Raw genomic sequence first — 16181 nt, forward strand, 5'->3', positions numbered from 1 at the left:
TTGAAAAAGGCGGATGTCGTCGAGTTCTTCGCGCGGCTGGCGGCGGACAATCCGCATCCCGAGACCGAGCTCGACTACACCAATCCCTATACCCTGCTCGTCGCGGTCGCGCTGTCCGCCCAGGCGACCGATATCGGCGTCAACAAGGCCACGCGCCGGCTGTTCGCCGAGGTCGACACGCCGGCAAAGATGGTCCAGCTGGGCGAAGAGGCGCTGAAGCAGCACATCAAGACGATCGGCCTGTTCAACACCAAGGCGAAGAACGTCATCGCCCTCTCCGAAAAGCTGATCGCCGATTATGGCGGCGTGGTGCCGGCGGACCGCGACGCGCTGGAGACGCTGCCGGGCGTCGGGCGCAAGACGGCGAACGTGGTGATGAACACCGCGTTCGGCGCCGAGACCTTCGCGGTCGACACGCATATCTTCCGCGTCGGCAACCGCACCGGCCTGGCGCGGGGCAAGACGCCGCTGGCGGTCGAGCTTCAGCTGGAGAAGGTCGTGCCCCAGCCCTTCCGCCTCCATGCGCATCACTGGCTGATCCTGCACGGCCGCTATGTGTGCAAGGCGCGCACCCCCGAATGCTGGCGTTGCGTGGTCGCGGATCTGTGCGCCTATAAGCCGAAGACGCCGGCGCCGAAGCGCGCCGCGACCATGGAGGCCTGATCCGATGCGCACGATCCTGATCGCCCTGACCATTGTTGCTCTCGCCGCCCCCGGTGCGGCCAGGGATCGCGACCGCGTCCCGGAGGCGACTCCGACGGGCAAGTCGCAGCATTGCGTCACCACCAGCCGCATTCGCGCGACTCATGTGCGCAGCGACTCCGTGATCGATTTCGAGATGAATGGCGGCCAGGTTTACCGCAACACCCTGCCCCATGGCTGCCCTGGCCTCGGTTTCGACGAGACCTTCGGCTATGAGACGCATACCGGCGAACTCTGCTCGGTCGACACGATCACCGTCCTCCGCCCCTCATCCGGCATGCGGGGCCCGACCTGTGGCCTGGGCGCGTTCCAGCCGGTCAAGCTGATCAAGAAATAGCGCCCCGCGCAAAACGGCTGGCGCGCACGCCCGCGCTTTGCTAGGCGCCAGCGTCCAGGCACCCGTAGCTCAGCTGGATAGAGCGCTGCCCTCCGAAGGCAGAGGCCACAGGTTCGAATCCTGTCGGGTGCGCCAGCACAAATCCCTGGTTCTTGCGCATCGGCGGAGATTCCGTCCCGGTGCGGTTGGTCTGGAACGCCCGAATCGCTATCCCTTGCGCGATACCAGCACCACGGCCCGCGCCTCGCCGATTTGCCAGACGATCAGGGTCGGCAGTCCGATCGCGAGGTCGCGCGCGCGTTTGGCGAGCGACAGGGCCAGCGCCGTTTCCGGCGCGAGGCCGAACAGCGGCGCGGCCAGGGCATAGGCCGCTTCCTGGACGCCGATCGCGCCCGGGACGGCAAAGGCCACGCTCCTGAGCGTGAAGATCAGGCTTTCGATCGACAGTGCCGACCAGATCGAGATGTCCGCCCCCATCATGCGCAGCACCACCCAGCCGCCGACCGCGCTGGCGACCCAGCCGGCAAGGTTGAGCGCGAACGCCAGAGCCACGCGGCCGGGTTGCGCATAGGTGTCGCGCAACCGGTCAGTGATGCCCGTCATGGCGACGACCGATCCAGGGAGGAAATGCTGGGCGACCCGCCCCGCCAGGCCGAGCGCGGGGCGTTGCGCGAAGAAGAACATCACCATCACCGCGGCCATCACGCCCGTACCGCCCAGGATGAGCGGGCGGAGCGCCGCCGCCTGGCCGCCCGCCGCGAACAGGGTGACCATCATCGCCAGGCCGAACAGGGTGAAGACGAGCTGCGCGCCCATCTCCGTCGTCATGTCGACCACGAAGGACGCATAGACGCGCGAGGCAGGGATGCCCGCCGTCGTCAGAGTCCTGGTCCCGACGACGATGCCGCCGATCTGCGAGAAGGGCAGCAGGTCCGACACCGCCTCCCGCACCGCCCGCGCCCAGGCGAACAGGCCGATCCGGTCGAGCGACTCCCCCGGCGCCGCCGCCAGCCAGGCGGCACCGAGGATACCGAAGGTGGCGATGGAAAAGGCGCAGAAGATCAGGAATCCATCGACCCCGATCCGTCCCGCGGCAGCCAGTACGCTACCGAACCCGATCGAGCCGAAGACCCAGATCGCGGCGATCAGCCCTGCCAGGGTCGCGAGCAGCATGCCCGCGCGAGCGACATTGTTCAGGCGGACTCTCCCTTGCGCCCGCCCGCGAACCGCAATGCGAGACGCATCATCGCCGGCACGAAACGCGGCCGGATCAGCCGCGAGTCATAAGGTGCCAGACGCCGGTCATTCTCGGCAAGGCAAATCCGGGCGAGCTCGGGAAAAGTCACTTCGACGCCAAGCTCCTTCGAGCCGTTGAGCGTGAAATTATTCTCCTGCGCCTTGGTGTTGTCGTCGCCCATGCCCTTGGCCATGCTGATCCGCTCGCCGATCAGGAACATCCAGACGATAAGGACCTTCGCCTCGAACAACGGGCGGCGCCACCACGGCATGTTGCGCCGCCACCAGGCGACCCAGTTGACGAAGAACAGGATGTGCCGCCCTTCCTCGCGCATCACCGGCTCGAACGTATCGACCAGTTCCTCGGGAAAGAAGCCCGAATCCTTGGCGAGCTTGAACAAGCCGAAGCCGAAAAAGCTGTCGATGCATTCCGAATAGCCGGTGCGCATGAAGGCGAATTCGGGATCGCGCGGGCGCTTGTAGTCAGGCTCAGGCGCCAGGACGATGCCGTACGCCTGGACCATGTCGGCGAGCACGATCTTGTGGCGGCTCTCCTCGAAGCCGTTCATGTCGACCGCGGCTTTCAGGAGCGGATCGCCGATCGCTTCGCCGAAGGTCTTCACGTTCATGCCGGCGCGGCCCTCGGTCGCGACGGCGATGTCCCAGATCGGCAGCGAGACGATCTTGTCGCGCGTCTCGGGTTCGAGCTTCGGCCAGTCGATCAGCGCGGGCCGATAGGGATCGTGCGTGTCGAGCATGGTCTGGCAGAACAGGGCGCGATGTTCGCGGCTGCCGAGCCGGATCGGGCCGTCGGGAACCGGCTCGGGCTGGGCGAAGTGGCTGAAGCCGTTGGCAATGTTCATGGCGAAAGTCTCAAGCGAAGTCGGTGAAGCTCCCCAGTGCGATCCTGTCGCGCGAGATCGCCTCGCGCGCAAGGGGGTCGATCAGCGCGGCGAGTTCGGCCCGGTAGGCGTAACCGGGTGCGTGGGAAGGATAATGATCGTCGGTGGCGGGGTGGGTGTAGATCTCGGTCAGCCCGTCAGGGAGATGCTCGATCAGCCCGCGCACCCGCGCCGCATCCATCGCACCGGACCAGGCGAGGCCGAACACCTGATCCGGCACCGCCATGCCCGCCGCGCGCATCCGCTTGCGGACGAGCAGCGCCCAGAGTCGCGCGACGTCGATGCCGGCGCTGCCCGGCTCGATCCGGGCCAATATGTCGCGGGGCTCGATCGGGGCGCGGACCGCCTTCATGCCGTAGCGCCTGCCGACCTTGAGGATGGCGGAGGCAATCGTTGGATGAAGGTGGAAATGCTTGTGCGCGTTGACATGGTCGAGCGGCAGGCGAGTCGCGGCGAAGGCAGCGAACTGCGCCTCCACCTCGGCGAGCAGCTGGCGCCGCGCCGTCGGGCTGGCGAAGATCGCGATGCCGGCGCGAACCATATCGGTGCGGAAATGGCCAGTCTCGTCAACCAGTTCGGATAGTTGTTCGGGCGGCAGCGTCGGCCGCCCCTCCACCAGCACGACATGCAGGCCAACCCCGAGATTCGGCATCGTCCTGGCCCGCGCGACCGCGTCTCCGGCGGCGTCGCCCGAGACCATCAGGCTCGCGGCGGTCAGGATGCCGCCGCGATGGGCCAGTTCGACGGCTTCGTTGACCGCGACGGCGGCACCGAAATCGTCGGAGGTGACGATGAGGCGCTTCGTTGCCGTCCGCTTCCCTTCCTTACGCTGCGTCACCCTGAACTCGTTTGGGAGTTACCCCGTCGAGACGTATATTTTTCTTCCCCGGCGGAGGCCGGGGTCCAGTGGGGAGACAGAGCGGAACGGCCGGAGCGACCATTCCAGGACTCCCCCAACTGGACCCCGGCCTTCGCCGGGGAAGCAAACATATCGGAGGGGTACAATCTCCAACTCGTTTCAGGACCCAATGTGCCCCACAGGGCATCTCGCTGGTGGCAGGTTGGATGCTGAAACGAGTTCAGCATGACGCCAATTGAGAGCAAGTCCGCCTCACGCCGCCTCTTTACGCCGCCGCAGGAAGTCGAAAAACTCGACACCCTCGCGCAGGCGGCGCTTCATCATGTCCCAGTCGCGCAGCATCTCGGACACGATCGACCAGATCTTGGACGGTCGGAAATAGAAGCGTTTGTAGAATTCCTCGACCTTGTCGAAAATCACGCTCGCCGGGAGATGCGGATAGCTGAGCTGCGCGATCTGGTTGCCGCCGTCGGTCAGCAGATCGTTGCTGTTGTCGAACCAGCCATTCTCGGTCGCCTGCTTGTACAGGAAGGTGCCCGGATAAGGCGCCGCCAGCGACACCTGGATGGTGTGCGGATCGATCTCCTTGGCGTAGTTGATCGTCTCTTCGATCGTCTCCTCGGTCTCGCCCGGCAGGCCGAGGATGAAGGTGCCGTGGATGACGATACCGAGCTCGTGGCAGTCCTTGGTGAACTGCTTCGCCACATCGACGCGCAGGCCCTTCTTGATATTGTGCAGGATCTGCTGGTTGCCGCTCTCATAGCCGACCAGCAGCAGGCGCAGGCCGTTGGCCTTGAGTATCTCGAGCGTCTTCTTCGGCACATTGGCCTTGGCGTTGCAGCTCCACGACACCGGGAAACCCTTCTTGCCGAAGCCGAGCTTGCCGAGCGCGATCGCCAGTTCCTCGACGCGTGCGTGATTGTCGGTCAGCGTGTCGTCGTCGAAGAAGATCTCCTTGGTCTCGGGGATATTCTCCAGGATGTACTGCACTTCCTCGATCACCTTGGGCACCGAGCGGAAGCGGTAATTATGGCCGCTGATCGTCTGCGGCCACAGGCAGAAGGTGCAGCGGCTCTTGCAGCCGCGGCCCGTGTAGAAACTGACATAGGGGTGGAGGAGATAGCCGCCGAAATATTTCTCGATCTTGAGATCCCGCTTATAGACCGGCGAGACCATCGGGAGGACGTCCATGTCCTCGATGATCGCGCGATCCCTGTTGCGCACGAACGCGCCGTCGGGCGCGCGCCAGGTGATGCCGTCGACGGTGGCGAGCGGGTTGCCCTGGGCGATCTCGAGGATGGTGAAATCATATTCCTCGCGCGCGACGAAATCGACATGGGGCGTCGCGGCAAGGCTCTTGTCGGGCTCGACCGCGACCTTGGCGCCGACGAATCCGATCAGGATGTTCGGATTATGCTGCTTGATCAGCGCGGCGGTGCGGATGTCCTGGCCGAAGCTCGGCGTCGAGGTGTGGAGGATGACGAGGTCGCGGTCATCGAACTCATGCTTGATGTCGTCCCAGCTTTGGTCGTGCGCCGGCGCGTCGATCAGCTTCGACCCCTCGACCATCGCCGCCGGCTGGGCCAGCCAGGTCGGGTACCAGAAGGACTTCACCTCGCGCTTCATCTGATAGCGCGCGCCGGCGCCCCCGTCGTAACCGTCGAACGAGGGAGCCTGAAGGAACAGCGTACGCATCATGCGGGAATCTCCGGATCAGCCGAAACGCGGCCGTCATTCTCCATTCTAAGCCGTTGTCCGCGCCAATCAACCGATGCGGCGAAGAAGCTTGCGACGAATATCGCGAAGGTGAGGCAATCGCGTAGCGGCAGAAGCCATAAAGGTGCGGCGCGTGCACCGGTCCGGCGGTCGACTGACAGCACGACGATGGCGCGAACGACGAGCGCTGCGAGGGCGATCGCCAGACCGGCGATATGTGCCGGCACGAGCGCCGCGCCGACCAGGGCGAGCGGAAACGGCATGCCGATCACCGAGCCGATATAGGCGCCCGGCACGACACCCCGCACGGTCGCGCCCCAGCGCAGCTCGTGCCGCCACAGCTCGGCGAAGCCACGCTCGGCCGAGGCGTGGGTGACCAGCATCGGCGGCACCGCCACCTTTTGTCCGAGCGCATGGACCGCTTCGCCGATCGCATAATCATCGGCCAGCACGTCGGCGAAGCGTTCGAACCCGCCGATCCGGTCGAGCGTGTCGCGCCGGATCGCAATGGTCGACCCCATGCACGGCCGCGCCAGGCCGAGCGCGACGCCGAATACCGCGCCGGGCAAAAACTGGTAGCTGAGCCCCGCCGCGCCGAGCCGCGACCAGAAGCCGGCATCGCCCCGCCCATGATAGAGGCTGGTCATGGCGCCCACGTCGGGCGCGTCGAGCGCGGCCAGGACGCGGGCGAGATAATCGGGCGCCGCGACCATGTCGCTGTCGCTCAGCACCAGGATCGGGTGCCGGGCTCTGGCCATCATGTTGATGAGGTTCGAGACCTTGCGATTGGCGCCGTGACTCGCGGGATCGATCACCAGGTCGATGGCGATATGCGGGAAGCGGGTGCGCAGGGCCTCGACCACGGCGATGGCGGGATCGTCCGCGCGCTGAACGCCGCAAAGAAGCTGGATCGGGCCGGCCTGATCCTGGGCCAGGAAGCTTGTCAGGTTTTCGAGGAGGCGGGGCTCGGCGCCGTGGAGGGGTTTGAGCAGGGTTACGGCGTCGGTGCGAAGCGGCGGTGTTGCTTGCGACGCCATGAAGCGTCGGAACACGATCGTGCCTGCGATCATGTACAAGGTGCCGATCGCCCCAAGCGCCAGCAACACCCACCCGATGATGGCGAGAGCTAGCATCCAGGCGAAAGCCTAAAACCCTTCTCCCCCTGTGGGAGTTTTGGGCGACCGACGGGTAAACCATGCCCCCAGCATGGTTTAGAAATGCCCGGGGGGCATTTCGGCCCGCCGGACGACCAAAACTGGTGGCGCGAAGCGCCGGATGAGGGGGAGTGAGGTTCGAAACCGCAACTACGCGTGTCCCCCTCACCCTTCCCATCGCAAGAGCGATGGGCCCCTTCCCTCTCCCACAAGGGGAGAGGGAGATTAAAGTGTAACCGCCTTCTCACATCCACCATCCCACCTCCCTATCGCCGCTCGCGCATCCTGTGTAGAGCGCGATCGAAACGCGCGGAGGCGGGGTGAGCCAGGGTTCGGATGCGGTGCTGGTCACCGGCGTGTCGGGTTTTGTCGGATCGGCGGTGGCGCGGGCGCTCGCCGCGCAGGGGCGGCAGGTGCGCGGACTCGTGCGCGCGACCAGCCCGCGCGCCAATCTCATCGATTTTCCCGGAACGCTCGTCGAAGGCGATGCCCGCGACCCTGCGGCGATGGCCGAAGCGATGCGCGGCGTGCGCCACCTGTTCCATGTCGCGGCCGATTACCGGATCTGGGCGCCCGATCCGGAGGAGATCGTGCGCAACAACCTGGCCAGCACGCGCGCGGTGATGGAGGCGGCGCTGTCCGCGGGCGTCGAGCGGCTGGTCTATACGAGCAGCGTCGCCACGCTGAAGCCCGACCCCGCTGGCCCGGCCGACGAGACCCGCGCCGCCACGCCCGAACAGGCGGTCGGCGCCTATAAGCGCAGCAAGGTGGTCGCCGAGCGGCTGGTCGAGCAGATGGTCGTCGAGCGCGGCCTGCCCGTAGTGATCGTCAACCCCTCCACGCCGATCGGCCCGCGCGACGTGCGGCCGACGCCGACCGGGCGGATCATCGTCGAGGCAGCGAACGGCAAGATGCCCGCCTATCTCGATAGCGGGCTCAACCTCCTCCATGTCGACGATGTCGCCGCCGGCCATCTGCTGGCGATGGAGAAAGGCCGCATCGGGGAGCGCTATATCCTTGGCGGGCAGGATGTGCGGCTGGCCGACATGCTCGCCGCCATCGCCACGATCATGAAGCGCCGGCCGCCCACGATCAGCCTGCCGCGCGCGCCGCTCTTCCCGCTGGCCTATATCAATGAGGCGCTGGCGCGGATCACCGGCAACGACCCGTTCCTGACGGTCGACGGGCTGAAGATGGCGAAGCACCACATGTTCTTCACCTCGGCCAAAGCGGAGGCCGAACTGGGCTATCGCGCCCGGCCCTGGGGAGAGGCGGTTGCCGATGCGATCGCGTGGTTCAGGGACGCGGGGATGATCCGGTGATCGCCCTCGCCCTTGGCGGCCTGAGCCTCGTCGTCTGGATCGGCCTGGTCTTCGCACATGGCGGCTTCTGGCTCGCCCGCGAGCGCGACACCCACCAGGTGCCGGCCGACCCGGCCGCCTGGCCCGAAGTGGTTGCGATCGTCCCGGCGCGCGACGAGGCGGAGGTGATCGGCCGTGCGATCGGCAGCCTGCGTGCGCAGGACTATCCTGGCCGTTTCCGCATCATCCTGGTCGACGATTCGAGCAGCGACGGGACTGCCAATATCGCCCGTGCGACGGAAGGGCGTCATGCGCTGGAAGTGCTGACCGGCCGGCCGCTCGCTTCAGGCTGGACCGGCAAGCTCTGGGCAGTCGCACAGGGTGTCGACCATGCCGGCCCCGCGCCGCGCTATCTCTGGCTAACCGACGCCGATATCGCGCACGAACCCGACACGCTCCGCACACTGGTCGCGCGCGGTGAGGACGGCGGGCTGACGCTGGTCTCGCTGATGGCCGAACTGCGCTGTACCAGCCTGGCCGAGCGCGCGCTCATCCCCGCCTTCGTCTTCTTTTTCCAGATGCTCTATCCGTTCGGCCGGGTGAATCGCCCGAACGGCCCGGGCGCCGCCGCAGGCGGCTGCATGCTGGTACGCCGCGATGCGCTGGCGGCGGCCGGCGGCATCGCTGCGATCCGCACCGCGCTGATCGACGATTGCACGCTCGGTGCTTTGCTCAAGAAACAGGGGCCGATCTGGCTTGGCCTCACCCATCGCTCGCGCAGCATCCGCGCCTATGACGATATGGGGGTGATCGCCGCGATGATCTCGCGCTCGGCCTATGCCCAGCTTGGGTATTCGCCTCTGCTGCTGGCCGGCACGCTGATTGGCCTCGCCCTGGTCTATGGCGCCCCGCCGCTCCTCGCATTGACCGGTACCGGCTGGGCACGGATCGCGGGCGTGGCGGCCTGGGCGCTGATGGCGATCTCCTTCCAGCCGATGCTGCGTTTCTATCGCCGTTCCCCGCTCTGGGGCGTGGCCCTGCCGCTGATCGCCGCTTTCTACGCCGGCTGCACCTTGCTATCGGCATGGCAGCATATGCGGGGACGTGGTGGAATGTGGAAAGGCCGCGCTCAGGCGTCGGGGACCCGCTGATGGAGGCGGCCGATCTTGCCTCGGGCAAGGGACATCGCGACGAGAATTTCCCCGTCGCCTCGGTCCTGCTCAAGCCCGAGCATCGTGCGCCGGTGATGGCGTTCTACCGCTTCGCCCGCGTGGCGGACGATATCTCCGATCACGAAACGCTGCCCGCGACGGAAAAGCTCGCGCAACTCGGGCGGATGCGCGCCGGGCTCGACGGCAAGGCGGAGGGAGCTGCCGAGGCGATCGCGCTCAGGTCGGTCATGGCCGATCACCGGCTCGACCCAGTCCATGCGCATGACCTGCTCGATGCGTTCGAGCGCGACGTGACCGTTACGCGCTACGCGGACTGGGACGGGCTGATCGGCTATTGCCGGCTCTCGGCGATGCCGGTCGGACGCTATGTGCTCGACGTGCATGGCGAGGATCGCGCGACCTGGCCCGCCTCCGACGCGCTCTGCGCCGCGCTGCAGGTGATCAACCATCTCCAGGATTGCGCGAAGGATTACCGCACGCTCGACCGCGTCTATATCCCGGCCGAGACCTTCGCCGAGACGGGCGCGCGGATCGAGGATCTCGCCGCCGATCGCGCCACGCCCGGCCTGCGCGCGGCGATCGTCTCGCTGGCGGGCAAGACCCGGGCGCTGCTCGACACCTCCGCCGGCTTCTCCGCGATGATTTCCGACCGCCGCCTTGCAGCCGAAGTCGCGATCATCCAGCGCCTTGCGATCAGCCTGTGCGGACGCCTCGAAGCGCGCGATCCGCTCAGCGAGCGGGTGCATCACAAGTCGTGGGAAGCCGGTTTCCTCGCCGCGGGGGCCGCGGTCGGCAGCCTGTTCCGGCGCGCCGCATGAACCCGGATGCCACCCCCGCCGCCCTGCAACAGCAGGTTTCGGGCAGTTCCTTCTATGCCGGCATGCGCGTGCTGCCCAAGGCGGAGCGTGAGGCGATGTATGCGATCTACGGCTTTTGCCGTCTGGTCGACGATATCGCCGACGACCAGCAGGGCAATCGCGAGGGCAGGATGCAGGCCCTCGACGCGTGGCGCGCCGATCTCGACGCGCTTTACGCGGGTGGCCCGCCCGGTCAGGCGGTTCTGGTCGCCGAGGCGGTGACACGCTTCGGCCTCGACCGCGCGGATTTCGAGGCAGTGATCGACGGCATGGCGATGGATGTCGACCGCGACATCCGCTGGCCGCCCATGGCCGAGCTCGATCTCTATTGCGACCGCGTCGCCTCCGCGGTCGGGCGGCTGTCGGTGCGCATCTTCGGCATGGACGAGGCACCGGGAATCGCGCTCGCTTTTCATCTCGGCCGCGCCTTGCAGCTCACCAACATCCTGCGGGACGTGGACGAGGATGCGGAAATCGGGCGGGTCTATCTGCCCGCCGAGGCGATCGCCGCTGCCGGCATTCCCTTCACCACGTCGCTGGAGGTCGTGGCCGATCCGCGGATCGATGCCGCCTGCCGCGCCCTCGCGGCGACGGCGCACGAGCATTACCGACAGGCACACGCCGTTCTCGCGGCGCGCCCGCGCGGCCACCTGATCGCGCCGCGCCTGATGGAGGCGGCCTATGCCAAGGTGCTGCGGCGGACCGAGGCGGTCGGCTGGAAACCACCGCGCCAGCGGGTGAAGGTATCCAAGCTCGGGCTGCTCTGGACCGTGGCGTGGCTGTGGCTGACGCGTTGAGCTTCACCCGGGCGACGATTGCCGGAGCCGGGCTCGCGGGGCTTTCCGCTGCCGTGGCGCTGCGCAAGGCGGGGGTCGCCGTGTCGATTTCGGATTCCGCGGCGCAGGCGGGCGGGCGCTGCCGGTCCTATCACGATCCGCAGCTTGGCCTGACGATCGACAATGGCAATCATCTCGTCCTGTCGGGCAATCCCGCCGTCGCGCGATTCCGATCGGCGGTGGGCGCGACCACGCCGCTGGGCGGGCCGGACCATGCCGATTTCACGTTCCACGACCTGACCAGCGAAAAACGCTGGACGGTGCGGATCAATGACGGCGCGCTCCCCTGGTGGATCGCCGCGCCGGCCCGGCGCGTGCCGGGCAGCCGGATCGGCGATTATCTGCCCTTCGCCAAGCTGCTGTCGAACCGCGAGGGTCGGATCGACCAGCGCATCGCCACGAGCGGCCCCGCCTGGTCGCATCTGCTGGAGCCGGTGCTGCTCGCGGCGCTCAACACGGCGCCCGGCGAATCCTCGGCCCTGCTCGCCGCCAATGTCCTGCGCGAGACGATCGCCAAGGGCGGCCGCGCGATGCGTCCCCGTGTGGCTGAACCCAGCCTCGGCGCGGCCTTTATCGATCCTGCACTGGCCTGGCTCGCCAATCGGGGAAGCGCGGTGGTGCTCGGGCGTCGGCTGCGTGCGATTGCGGTCGAGGGCGATCGCGTCACGGGCCTCGACTGGGGCGCCGGGATCGAGCCCGTGGGCATGGACGAAGCGGTGATCCTGGCGGTGCCGCCCTGGGTCGCGACCTCGCTGGTGCCCGGGCTCCAGGCGCCAGACGACTTCCGCGCCATCGTCAACGGGCATTTCGCCCTGCCCGCCCCGGCCGGCGCTCCACCGATGCTGGGGCTGTTCGGCGGGACGGCGGAATGGCTGTTCGCCTTTCCCGATCGCCTGTCGGTCACGGTTAGCGCTGCGGACCGGCTGGTCGACAGCGATCGCGAGGCGCTGGCCCGGACCTTCTGGGCCGATATCTGCGCCGCACTCGGCCTGGATGCGCCGATGCCGGCCTGGCAGATCGTCAAGGAAAAGCGTGCGACCTTCGCCGCGACGCCCGAGCAGAATGCCAAGCGCCCGCCCGCCACGACGCGCTGGCGCAACCTGTTCCTGGCCGGCGACTGGACCGATACCGGCCTCCCCGCCACGATCGAGGGCGCGTTGCGCTCGGGAGAAACCGTGGCGCGACGGACATTGGGACGCTAATGGTTTCCCCTTTCCTGCTTCCCCGGCGAAGGCCGGGGCCCAGGTGGGAAGGCCGTAGAAAAAAGGCGCTGCGCTTCGTCACCGTCGCCCCCCACCTGGACCCCGGCCTTCGCCGGGGAAGCGGGAAGGGATCTATGTTTATTTCTCAGGAGCCTGAACCGTAACGATGCATCAGAGCTTTTCCGAAATACCGCGTGACGCCATGTCCCTCGCCACTGTCGAGGCGGCAGTCGACCGCGCAACCGCCGCAATGGCCGGGCTGCAGCGCGACGACGGCCATTGGGTGTTCGAGCTGGAAGCCGATGCGACGATCCCGGCCGAATATGTCCTGCTGCGCCATTATCTCGGCGAGCCGGTCGATGCCGTGCTTGAAGCGAAGATCGCGACCTATCTACGCCGCATTCAGTCGGCCGGGCATCATGGCTGGGGACTGTTCCACGGCGGCGCGTTCGATGTCAGCGCCTCGGTAAAGGCTTATTACGCCCTGAAGATGATCGGCGACCCGGTCGATGCGCCGCATATGGCCAACGCCCGCGCCGCGATCCTCGCGGTGGGCGGCGCGGCGGCGGTCAATGTCTTCACCCGCATCCAGCTCGCCTTGTTCGCGGCCGGGCCCTGGTCGACCGTGCCGACCATGCCGCCGGAGCTGATCCTGCTGCCGCGCTGGTTCCCGATCCATCTGTCGAAGATGTCCTATTGGGCGCGCACCGTGGTGGTGCCGCTGCTGGTGCTCGGCGCGCTCCAGCCGGTCGCGCGCAATGCGCTCGGGGTGAAGGTCGACGAACTGTACACCGGTAAGGATGTCCGTCCGGGCACCAAGGCGGCCGACACCAAATGGCTGTGGACGCACGGCTTCAACGCGCTCGACCGGGTGCTGAAGGCCGGCGACGGGCTGTGGCCAAAGAAGCTGCGCGCCCGCGCGATCAAGGCGTGCGTCGATTTCGTGATCGAGCGGCTGAACGGCGAGGATGGGCTCGGCGCGATCTATCCCGCGATGGCGAACAGCGTGATGATGTTCGACTGCCTGGGCTATGCCGAGGACCATCCGGCCCGGGCGATCGCGCGCCAATCGGTCGAGAAGCTGCTCGTGATCCGCGAGGACGAGGCTTATTGCCAGCCCTGCGTCTCGCCGGTGTGGGACACCGCGCTGGCCGCGCATGCGATGCTGGAAGCGGGCGGCGAGGACGCCGAGGCGCGCGCCGGGCGTGGGCTCGACTGGCTGAAGCCATTGCAGGTGCTCGACGTGAAGGGCGACTGGGCCGGGGAAAAGCCCGACGTTCGTCCGGGCGGCTGGGCCTTCCAGTATAACAACGCGCATTATCCCGATCTCGACGACACCGCGGTGGTGGTGATGGCGATGGACCGCGCCAAGGCGCGGGACGACAAAGAGGCGATCGATCGCGGCGTGGAGTGGACCGTCGGGCTGCAAAGCCGTGACGGCGGCTGGGGCGCGTTCGATGCCGACAACAGCTATCACTACCTCAACAACCTGCCCTTTGCCGATCACGGCGCGCTGCTCGATCCGCCGACCTCGGATGTCAGTGCGCGCTGCGTATCGATGCTCGCTCAGCTCGGCGAAAGTCGCGACAGCGAGCGGATGCGCGCGGCGCTCGACTTTCTAGCCAAGGAGCAGATGCCCGATGGGAGCTGGTTCGGCCGCTGGGGCGTCAATTACATCTACGGCACCTGGTCGGTGATGTGCGCGCTCAACGCGGCGGGCTTCGCCTCGGAGGAGCCGATCGTGGCGAAAGCGGTCGACTGGCTCACACGGATTCAGAACGCCGACGGTGGCTGGGGCGAGGACTGCGAGAGCTACGCACTGGACTATGCCGGCTATACCCCTGCCCCCTCGACCGCGTCGCAAACCGCCTGGGCGCTGCTCGGGCTGATGGCGGCCGGCGGCGTCGATTCGCCGGCGGTGGCGCGGGGGATCGAATGGCTTGCGGCAAACCAGGAAGCCGACGGGCTCTGGGGGCAGGAAATGTACACCGGCGGCGGTTTCCCGCGGGTCTTCTATCTGCGCTATCATGGCTATCCGAAATATTTCCCGCTCTGGGCGATGGCGCGCTATCGCAACCTGAAGCGCTCCAACACGCGCCAGGTCGCGTACGGCATGTGACGATCCTGGTCGCGACCGGCTTGCGGAAAGAGGCCGCGATTCTGCGTGGGCCGAGGGTAGTTGTGGTGGCCGGGGGCGGCGATGCGGCTCGGCTGGAGCGGGAGTTGGAGGCGGCTGCGTCGGGGGCGCAGGCGATCCTGTCCTGTGGTCTGGCTGGAGCGCTGGATCCGATCCTGAAGGCAGGCGATCTGGTTATAGCTGAATACTTCCCCGGCGAAGGCCGGGGTCCAGTTACGCAGGTCCCGCAACTGGACCCCGGCCTTCGCCGGGGAAGCGATCTTGTTGAAGCACTGCGGCAACACCTGACCGATGCTCAGGTGGGTCGGATCATCGGCAGCGATACGATCGTTGCGAGCGTGGCCGAGAAGCAGGCGCTTTACGAAGCAACCGGTGCACTCGCCGTCGACATGGAATCCCACATCGCCGCCCGCGTGGCGGAACGCCACGGCCTGCCCTTCGCGGCCATCAGGGCGATCTCCGACACCGCTGACCACACACTTCCACCGGCCGCGCTGGTCGGCATGCGCCCGGACGGCAGCATGGCGCTCGGCGCGGTCCTGGCCTCGCTCGCCCGGAACCCTCGTCAGCTGCCCGCTCTCATCCGCACCGGCAGCGATGCCGGGCGCGCCTTTGCCGCCTTACGCCGCGTTCGCGACGTGCTTGGCCGCCTTGGGATTGGCCTTGCGGATGATCTCCAGCTCGCGCTCGACATGCGATGAGTGCACGTCCTGCGCCGGGCGCTGGTTGCTGATGTCGATGTCCGGCGCCATCGGCCCGGTCGTGCGCACGCCGTTGCGGCCGATCATGAACATCTTGAGCGGGTGGCGGATCGAATCCGTCGCGGCGGTGCCCTCGAACCCACAATGGACCATGCAGTCGGCGCATTTCTCGTATTTGCCGACGCCGTAATCGTCCCACTCGGTGCCTTCCATCAGCTCCTTGAAGCTCTGCACATAGCCTTCGCCGACGAGATAGCAGGGCTTCTGCCAGCCGAAGACGGTGCGCAGCGGCATCGACCAGGGCGTGCATTCATAGCTCTGGTTGCCGGCGAGGAAGTCGAGGAACAAAGGCGAATTGGTGAAGGTCCATTTCCTGCCGCCATCGCCCTTCGCGAACACGTCGCGGAAGAACTGCTTGGTGCGGGTGCGGTTGAAGAAATGCTCCTGGTCGGCCGCGCGTTCATAGGCATAGCCGGGCGAGATGGTGATCTCGACGCCGCGCTTCTCCATCTCGTCGAAGAAGCCTGCGAGCCGCTCGGATGACGCGCCGTCGAACACCGTGCAGTTGACCTGGACGCGGAAGCCCTTGGCCTTGGCCAGTTCGATCGCCTCGATCGCGACCTCATAGGTGCCGTCCTGGTCGACCGCGTGATCGTGCATGCCCTTGTCGCCATCGAGATGAATCGACCAGGTGAAGAAGGGCGACGGCGCATAATCGTCGATCTTCTTCTTCAGCAGCAGCGCGTTGGTACACAGGATCACGAACTTCTTCTTCGCGATATAGCCCTTCACGATCTTCGGCATGTCGCGGTGGAGCAGCGGCTCGCCGCCTGCGATCGACACGGCCGGCGCGCCGCATTCGTCGATCGCCTCCATGCACTGGTCGAAACTCAGCCGCTGGTTGAGGATCGCATCGGGATAGTCGATCTTGCCGCAGCCGGGGCAGGCGAGATTGCAGCGCAGCAGCGGCTCGAGCATCAGCACCAGCGGATAGCGGCCGCCCTTGATGTGCTGCCTGACGGTATAGGCGCCGATGCGTGCGAGCGCGGGAAGCGGAAGGCTCATGGAA

Annotated in this window: 15 protein-coding genes and 1 tRNA gene; 10 read left to right on the forward strand and 6 right to left on the reverse strand. The window is 66.9% G+C overall.

From position 1 onward, the window contains the following. The 3 genes from nth to ACZ1I5_RS16440 all read left to right on the forward strand — a co-directional run bounded on the left by nth (position 1) and on the right by ACZ1I5_RS16440 (position 1174). Positions 1-663 (forward strand): endonuclease III, encoded by a 663-nt coding sequence (nth, locus tag ACZ1I5_RS16430; protein ID WP_465170310.1) that lies wholly within the window; start codon positions 1-3, stop codon positions 661-663. A gap of 4 nt (positions 664-667) precedes the next feature. Beyond that, positions 668-1039 (forward strand): hypothetical protein, encoded by a 372-nt coding sequence (locus ACZ1I5_RS16435; protein WP_465170311.1) that lies wholly within the window; start codon positions 668-670, stop codon positions 1037-1039. Positions 1040-1097: 58 nt separating this feature from the next. Continuing rightward, positions 1098-1174, forward strand: a tRNA-Arg gene (locus ACZ1I5_RS16440). A gap of 72 nt (positions 1175-1246) precedes the next feature. On the opposite strand, the gene ACZ1I5_RS16445 is transcribed toward ACZ1I5_RS16440, so the two are convergent. The 5 genes from ACZ1I5_RS16445 to hpnI form a co-directional block, all read right to left on the reverse strand. Then, positions 1247-2212, reverse strand: coding sequence for a lysylphosphatidylglycerol synthase domain-containing protein (locus ACZ1I5_RS16445; RefSeq protein ID WP_465170312.1), 966 nt, complete (start codon positions 2210-2212; stop codon positions 1247-1249). Positions 2213-2232: 20 nt separating this feature from the next. After that, complete coding sequence (locus ACZ1I5_RS16450; RefSeq protein WP_465170313.1) at positions 2233-3138, reverse strand: ferritin-like domain-containing protein; 906 nt, start codon at positions 3136-3138, stop codon at positions 2233-2235. Between the two features lie 10 nt (positions 3139-3148). Next, positions 3149-4015, reverse strand: a complete 867-nt coding sequence (gene hpnK, locus ACZ1I5_RS16455; RefSeq protein WP_465170314.1) for a hopanoid biosynthesis-associated protein HpnK — start codon at positions 4013-4015, stop codon at positions 3149-3151. A gap of 273 nt (positions 4016-4288) precedes the next feature. After that, a complete protein-coding gene (hpnJ, locus tag ACZ1I5_RS16460; protein ID WP_465170315.1) occupies positions 4289-5734 on the reverse strand; it encodes a hopanoid biosynthesis associated radical SAM protein HpnJ in 1446 nt (481 codons plus the stop codon). Next, positions 5731-6885, reverse strand: coding sequence for a bacteriohopanetetrol glucosamine biosynthesis glycosyltransferase HpnI (hpnI, locus tag ACZ1I5_RS16465; protein ID WP_465170316.1), 1155 nt, complete (start codon positions 6883-6885; stop codon positions 5731-5733). The genes hpnJ and hpnI overlap by 4 nt, the downstream gene beginning before the upstream one ends. 341 nt (positions 6886-7226) lie before the next feature. Between hpnI and hpnA the strand changes: the two genes are divergently transcribed. From hpnA to ACZ1I5_RS16500, 7 genes are all read left to right on the forward strand, one after another. Beyond that, the gene (gene hpnA / locus ACZ1I5_RS16470) at positions 7227-8228 is read left to right on the forward strand and encodes a hopanoid-associated sugar epimerase (protein WP_465170317.1); all 1002 of its coding nucleotides are present in this window, start codon (positions 7227-7229) and stop codon (positions 8226-8228) included. Beyond that, complete coding sequence (locus tag ACZ1I5_RS16475; protein ID WP_465170318.1) at positions 8225-9358, forward strand: glycosyltransferase; 1134 nt, start codon at positions 8225-8227, stop codon at positions 9356-9358. The genes hpnA and ACZ1I5_RS16475 overlap by 4 nt, the downstream gene beginning before the upstream one ends. Beyond that, positions 9358-10197, forward strand: a complete 840-nt coding sequence (gene hpnC, locus ACZ1I5_RS16480) for a squalene synthase HpnC (RefSeq protein ID WP_465170319.1) — start codon at positions 9358-9360, stop codon at positions 10195-10197. The genes ACZ1I5_RS16475 and hpnC overlap by 1 nt, the downstream gene beginning before the upstream one ends. Next, positions 10194-11033, forward strand: coding sequence for a presqualene diphosphate synthase HpnD (gene hpnD, locus ACZ1I5_RS16485; protein ID WP_465170320.1), 840 nt, complete (start codon positions 10194-10196; stop codon positions 11031-11033). Before hpnC ends, hpnD begins: the two co-directional genes overlap by 4 nt. After that, positions 11012-12274, forward strand: a complete 1263-nt coding sequence (gene hpnE, locus ACZ1I5_RS16490; RefSeq protein WP_465170321.1) for a hydroxysqualene dehydroxylase HpnE — start codon at positions 11012-11014, stop codon at positions 12272-12274. The genes hpnD and hpnE overlap by 22 nt, the downstream gene beginning before the upstream one ends. A 202-nt stretch (positions 12275-12476) precedes the next feature. Continuing rightward, positions 12477-14393, forward strand: a complete 1917-nt coding sequence (gene shc / locus ACZ1I5_RS16495; RefSeq protein WP_465170322.1) for a squalene--hopene cyclase — start codon at positions 12477-12479, stop codon at positions 14391-14393. Further along, positions 14390-15112: a phosphorylase family protein gene (locus tag ACZ1I5_RS16500; protein WP_465170323.1), complete on the forward strand. Its 723-nt coding sequence runs from the start codon at positions 14390-14392 to the stop codon at positions 15110-15112. Before shc ends, ACZ1I5_RS16500 begins: the two co-directional genes overlap by 4 nt. Here the strand turns inward: ACZ1I5_RS16500 and hpnH are convergent. Next, on the reverse strand, positions 15032-16177 hold the full coding sequence (hpnH, locus tag ACZ1I5_RS16505; RefSeq protein ID WP_465170324.1) for an adenosyl-hopene transferase HpnH: 1146 nt from the start codon (positions 16175-16177) through the stop codon (positions 15032-15034). The two genes, ACZ1I5_RS16500 and hpnH, sit on opposite strands and share 81 nt — an antisense overlap. Positions 16178-16181: the final 4 nt, after the last annotated feature.

Source organism: Sphingomonas sp. BL-S-30, assembly GCF_055521475.1.